Origin of the sequence: Pseudomonas sp. UBA4194, from assembly GCF_002379585.1 — a bacterium.
Lineage (GTDB): Bacteria > Pseudomonadota > Gammaproteobacteria > Pseudomonadales > Pseudomonadaceae > Aquipseudomonas.
Window position 1 is genome coordinate 5,385 of record NZ_DFUE01000001.1, and the last position, 5,452, is coordinate 10,836.

The 5,452-nt window shown below is 64.2% G+C and carries 5 protein-coding genes; 3 read left to right on the forward strand and 2 right to left on the reverse strand.

All coding sequences use genetic code 11. The features are described from left to right. The first annotated feature begins 257 nt into the window (after window positions 1-257). Both B3397_RS00040 and B3397_RS00045 read left to right on the forward strand, forming a co-directional pair. Window positions 258-695 carry a Spy/CpxP family protein refolding chaperone gene (locus tag B3397_RS00040; RefSeq protein ID WP_296246102.1) on the forward strand — a complete coding sequence of 146 codons (438 nt, stop codon included), beginning with the start codon at window positions 258-260 and terminating at the stop codon, window positions 693-695. A gap of 63 nt (window positions 696-758) precedes the next feature. Next, window positions 759-2,093: a sensor histidine kinase gene (locus B3397_RS00045; protein WP_296246104.1), complete on the forward strand. Its 1,335-nt coding sequence runs from the start codon at window positions 759-761 to the stop codon at window positions 2,091-2,093. Window positions 2,094-2,234: 141 nt separating this feature from the next. Here the strand turns inward: B3397_RS00045 and B3397_RS00050 are convergent, their stop codons facing one another. Further along, entirely contained in the window at window positions 2,235-2,792 is a 558-nt protein-coding gene (locus B3397_RS00050; protein WP_296246106.1) for a nitroreductase family protein, read from the reverse strand. Window positions 2,793-2,917: 125 nt separating this feature from the next. Between B3397_RS00050 and B3397_RS00055 the strand changes: the two genes are divergently transcribed. Beyond that, the gene (locus B3397_RS00055; RefSeq protein ID WP_296246107.1) at window positions 2,918-4,372 is read left to right on the forward strand and encodes a TrkH family potassium uptake protein; all 1,455 of its coding nucleotides are present in this window, start codon (window positions 2,918-2,920) and stop codon (window positions 4,370-4,372) included. Here B3397_RS00055 and B3397_RS00060 read toward each other — a convergent pair. Next, entirely contained in the window at window positions 4,329-5,387 is a 1,059-nt protein-coding gene (locus B3397_RS00060) for an AraC family transcriptional regulator (protein ID WP_296246109.1), read from the reverse strand. The two genes, B3397_RS00055 and B3397_RS00060, sit on opposite strands and share 44 nt — an antisense overlap. Window positions 5,388-5,452: the final 65 nt, after the last annotated feature.

Genomic DNA, 5,452 nt, shown 5'->3' on the forward strand with positions numbered 1-5,452 from the left:
ATCCGCTTCTAGCCCCTCTCCCCCAGGGAGAGGGAGCCGATCACCGACATTCGCCGCACCGCGATCCGCTTCTAGCTCCCTCTCCCCCAGGGAGAGGGCTGGGGTGAGGGGACCATCCACCGCCGATCCCCAATCCGCCCACCGCAATCCCCCCACCCCCTTTACACAAGCTTTACCCTCCCCTGACCGCCGCTGACCTTGATCTCCCTAAACTGGGCACATCCGGTAATCACCGGGAACCAGACAGGAGATTCACCATGCGCAAGACCACTATCGCAATGCTGTTCGCCGCTGCTCTGCCGACCCTGGCCATGGCCATGCCGCAAGGTGGCCCTGAAGGTTTCGGCCCAGGCCATGGCAAAGGTGGCCCTGGCCCACGCGGTGGCGAGCCGTTCGCCCAGCTGGACCTGACCCCGGACCAGCGCATGCAGGTCGGCAAGCTGATGGGTGAAGAGCGTCACGAACAACGGGACATCACCAAGAAGTACCTGGACAAGCTGCCAGCGGCCGACAAGAAAGCCATGCAGGACGAGCTCAAGGCCAATCACGACAAGGCTCAGGCCAGCGTCCGCGCCGTGCTCAAGCCCGAACAGCAGAAGCAATTCGACGACATGAAGAAAAAGCAGGACGAGCGCCGCGCCGAATGGGCAGAATTCCAGGCCTGGAAAGCCCAGCAAGGCAAGAAAACCCAGTAACCTTAGCCTCCTGCCCACCCGGCACGCCCAGCGTGCCGGGTTTTACTTGTTGAGGAATCCGTCTTGCGTTCATTGTTCTGGCGCATCCTGGCCAGCTTCTGGCTCGCCATCGCCCTGGTTGCCGGCCTTTCGGTATTGCTCGGTCATATGCTCAACCAGGATGCCTGGATTCTCAGTCGTCATCCGGCGGTCAAGGATTTTGCCCAGCAGTGGGTCGAGCGCTACGAGGGCAAAGGCAGTGATGCCGCCCAGCAGATGCTGGAACACCGCAAGCGACGTTTTCATATCGACACCCAGGTGCTCAACGAAACGGGCGAGGCCGTGGTGCCTGGCACCTTTCCTCGTCGCGCGGCCGCCTTCGAGGCGCGCCAGAACGACAACGAGCGCAACCTGCCGTGGCGGCGCCTGACCGCCGAATACACCAGCCCGAAAACGGGCGACACCTTTCTGTTGATCTATCGCATTCCCCATCCGGACCTGGAGGCCTGGCACCGCGAGTCGCTGCTGATGCCCATCAGCGCCCTGGTGATCGCGCTGGTGGTACTGACACTGTTCAGCCTGATGGTGACGCTGTCCATTACCCGCCCGTTGAGTCGCCTGCGCGGGGCAGTTCATGACCTGGGCCAGACCACGTACCAGCAGAACAGCCTGGCGCAGCTGGCTGACCGGCGCGACGAATTCGGCGTGCTGGCGCGGGATTTCAACCGCATGGGCGCGCGCTTGCAAAGCATGATTGGCAGCCAGCGGCAGCTGCTGCGCGACGTTTCTCATGAGCTGCGTTCGCCCCTGGCACGCCTGCGCATCGCCCTGGCGCTGGCAGAGCGGGCCGAGCCGGAGCAGCGCGAAAAACTATGGCCACGGCTGACCCGCGAATGTGATCGCCTGGAGGCGTTGATCAGCGAGATTCTGGTGCTGGCAAGGGTGGACGCCGAGCAGGCGACGGCCGAGCCTGTGGACCTGCCTGCTCTGCTGAACGCCGTGCGCAAGGACGCCTTGGTGGCAGCACCGGAACAAAGCGTCGCGCTGCAGATTGCGTCCGGCGTGACGCTGCAGGGCTGGCCGACCATGATCGAGCGTGCCGTGGACAATCTGTTGCGCAATGCGCTGCGCTTCAATCCTGCCGATCAGCCTATCGTGCTCAGTGCCAGTACTGCCGGTGAGCGCGTGTGTTTGAGCGTTCGCGACCATGGTCCAGGGGTGCTGCCAGAACACCTGGCGCAGCTGGGCGAGCCGTTCTTCCGCGCCCCGGGGCAAACCGCAGCCGGGCACGGCCTGGGTCTGGCGATCGCCCGGCGGGCCGCCGAGCGCCATGGTGGGACTTTGCGATTGGAGAATCATCCAGAGGGTGGGTTCGTGGCCACTCTGGATCTGCCAGTGGTGCCGGTGGTGGGGGTTTGATCCAGTATCGGCGGCGACCCCATCGCGGGTAGAACCCGCTCCCACAGGGGGGGGCCCCCATCGCGGGTAGAACCCGCTCCCACACGAGTTTGTGGGGTCTCTGTGGGAGCGGGTTCTACCCGCGATGGGGCCGGGCCTGCTCTACGCGGTCCAGGCCTGCACGAAATCTGCGGTGTCCACCTTGGGCGCCTCGCGCAGTTCCTTGGCCGGAGTCCCCAGGTACAGGAACGCGATGACCTCCTCACCCTCGGTCAACCCCAGCCGTTGCGCCACCGACGGCGCATAGGACAACTCCCCGGTACGCCACACCGCACCGATGCCCTGGGCATGCGCTGCAAGCAAAATCCCGTGGGCCGCACAACCGGCGGCCAGCAACTGCTCGCTTCTGGGCACCTTGTGATGGTCCTGCAGACAGGCGATCACCACCACCACCAGAGGTGCCCGCAGCGGCATGCCGCGGGCCTTGTCCAGCGCGGCATCGCTGGCATCGCCCTTGAGCTGCACCGCTTCGGCCAGCACCTCGCCCATCTGTTCCAGCGCCTGACCCTCGATGGTGAGGAAGCGCCAGGGCCGCAACTGGCCGTGGTCAGGCGCCCGCAGCGCGGCCTGGAACAGGACCTCACGCTGTGCTGGCGTCGGCGCGGGTTCGGTCAAGCGAGGTACCGAAACACGATTGAGCAAAGCGTCGAGCGCTTCCATGAGCAACCTCCAGACAAGAATCAAGCCGCTATTCTAGACTGAACGAACACCTCGATGCCGGGTTTACATGCCAAGGCCCGCAGGTAGAATGGCGCCCTTCCCAATCCGCGGCCAGAGCTCAACCCATGGCGTTGCCGACCCTGCGTATCATCGGTTTCATTATCGGCATCTTCCTGATCACCCTGGCGGTGAGCATGGTGGTCCCCATGGCCACCCTGATGATCTTCGAGCGCACCCAAGACATCCAGTCGTTCCTCTGGTCCAGCCTGATCACCTTCATTGCCGGCCTGGCACTGGTGTTGCCGGGGCGCCCCGACCATGTCAACCTGCGGCCGCGCGACATGTACATGCTCACAGTGAGCAGCTGGGTCGTGGTGTGCATCTTCGCCGCCCTGCCCTTTTTGCTGACCCAGCACATCAGCTATACCGATGCCTTTTTCGAAAGCATGTCCGGCATCACGGCCACCGGCTCCACCGTGCTCAGCGGGCTCGACGAGATGTCCCCGGGCATCCTGATGTGGCGCTCGCTGCTGCACTGGCTGGGGGGTATCGGCTTCATCGGCATGGCGGTGGCGATCCTGCCGCTGCTGCGCATCGGCGGCATGCGCCTGTTCCAGACCGAATCCAGCGACCGCTCGGAGAAGGTCATGCCGCGCTCGCACATGGTGGCCAAGTTCATCGTGCTGGTGTACGTGGGCTTCACCGCGCTGGGCACGCTGGGTTTCTGGTGGGCGGGCATGAGCCCTTTCGACGCGGTCAATCACGCCATGTCGGCCATTTCCACCGGCGGCTTTTCCACGTCGGATCTGTCCCTGGGTAAATGGGATCAGCCTGCCGTGCATTGGGTCGCGATCGTGGTGATGATTCTGGGCAGCCTGCCGTTCGCCCTGTACGTCTCGACCCTGCGCGGCAATCGCCAGGCGCTGCTGCGCGACCAGCAGGTGCAAGGCATGCTGGCGCTGCTGGTCGCCACCTGGCTGATCATGGGCACCTGGTACTGGGCAACCACCGACCTGCCCTGGTGGACCGCTTTTCGTCACGTTGCCTTCAACGTCACCTCGGTGGTCACAACCACCGGCTTCGCCTTGAGCGACTACAGCCTGTGGGGCAACTTTTCCCTGATGCTGTTCTTCTACCTGGGTTTCATTGGCGGGTGCTCCGGGTCCACGGCCGGGGGCATCAAGATCTTCCGTTTTCAGGTGGCATACATCCTGCTCAAGGCCAACCTGAATCAGCTGATCCATCCCCGCGCGGTGATCAAGCAGAAGTACAACGGTCACCGCCTGGACGAAGAGATCGTACGCTCGATCCTGACGTTTTCGTTCTTCTTCGGCTTCACGGTCGGTGGCATCGCGTTGGCGCTGTCGCTGCTCGGCCTGGACTGGATGACCGCCCTGACCGGCGCGGCCAGTACCGTATCGGGCGTGGGCCCGGGCCTTGGCGAGGTGATCGGCCCGGCCGGCAACTTCGCCACCTTGCCAGACGCTGCCAAGTGGATCCTGGCCCTGGGCATGCTGCTGGGGCGCCTGGAGATCATTACCGTGTTGGTGTTGTGCATGCCGGCGTTCTGGCGGCACTGACCGCCCTGGCGCCCGCATGGCGCAAGCGGTACTCATTGGGCGTGGTGCCGAACCAGCGGCGGAAGGCTCGGAAGAAGTTGCTGGGGTCGCTGAAGCCGAGCAGGTAGGCGGCTTCGAGCAAGGTCATCTGCGGACGCGCCATGTATTGCTCGGCCAGTTGGCGACGGGTGTCGTCGAGCAGGGTCTGGAAACTGGTGTCCTCGTCCTGCAAGCGGCGCTGCAGGGTTCGCTGCGACATGTGCAACGCCTGCGCCACGGCCTCGCGGCGAGGCTCGCCTAACGGCAGCAAGCGGCAGATCATCAGTCGGGCGCGATGACTGACCTGATTGTCGGAAAAGCGCGCCATATACTCCCCGGCAAACCGGTCATGCAGCGCCGCCATGGCCTCGTTGGCGGTCGGCAGCGGGATCTCCATGTCATCCTTGTGGAACACCAACGCATCGTAGGGGGCGGTGAACGTGATCGGCGCGCCGAATGTCTGCGTGTAAGGCCCAGGATCCACCGGCTCAGGACCGGCCAGCATCACCTTGATGGGCTGCACGGTGCGACCGGTCAGCCAGGTGCACAGTGCCAATGCGCAGGCCAGCGAGGCTTCGGCGCTTTGCCGGGTAGGCGGGAGGTGATCGCCATGCACGGTGAGGATCAGTGCATAGCCTTCGGGTAGCAGGCGAAAACTGAGGTCCGCACTTTCGGCGATGATGCGCTGATAGCGTACCAATCGCTCGAAGCCCTCGGCCAGGGTGCGGCTGGACATCAGCAGGTAGCCGACCACATGGAACGACGCGGGGCGCACCAGCCGCGCCATGTTCAGCCCGATGGCAGGGTTGCCGGAGCGCTCCACGGCGAGGGTCCAGAGGCGGGTCATGGAATCCTGGGTGAAGCGTGCATCGGGATCGTGCAGGGCGTCGAAATCCAGGCTCAGTTCGCTGAACAGGGCTTTGCAGTCCAGTCCTTCGAGCTCGAGCGCCTTGACGATCCCCATGGCCCAGCTTGCAGACGTAGTGCGCTCTCCCATGACTTGCCCCCCTTGGGCACTGTTGATCCTTGGCATTGCCGGGTATGGGGGTGAATGGTCCCCTC

What these genes read in the sequence shown, in the direction of transcription:
- B3397_RS00040 (WP_296246102.1), top strand. Translation starts at nt 258, where the DNA reads ATGCGCAAGACCACTATCGCAATGCTGTTCGCCGCTGCTCTGCCGACC.
- B3397_RS00060 (WP_296246109.1), bottom strand. Translation starts at nt 5,387, where the DNA reads ATGGGAGAGCGCACTACGTCTGCAAGCTGGGCCATGGGGATCGTCAAG.
- B3397_RS00050 (WP_296246106.1), bottom strand. Translation starts at nt 2,792, where the DNA reads ATGGAAGCGCTCGACGCTTTGCTCAATCGTGTTTCGGTACCTCGCTTG.
- B3397_RS00055 (WP_296246107.1), top strand. Translation starts at nt 2,918, where the DNA reads ATGGCGTTGCCGACCCTGCGTATCATCGGTTTCATTATCGGCATCTTC.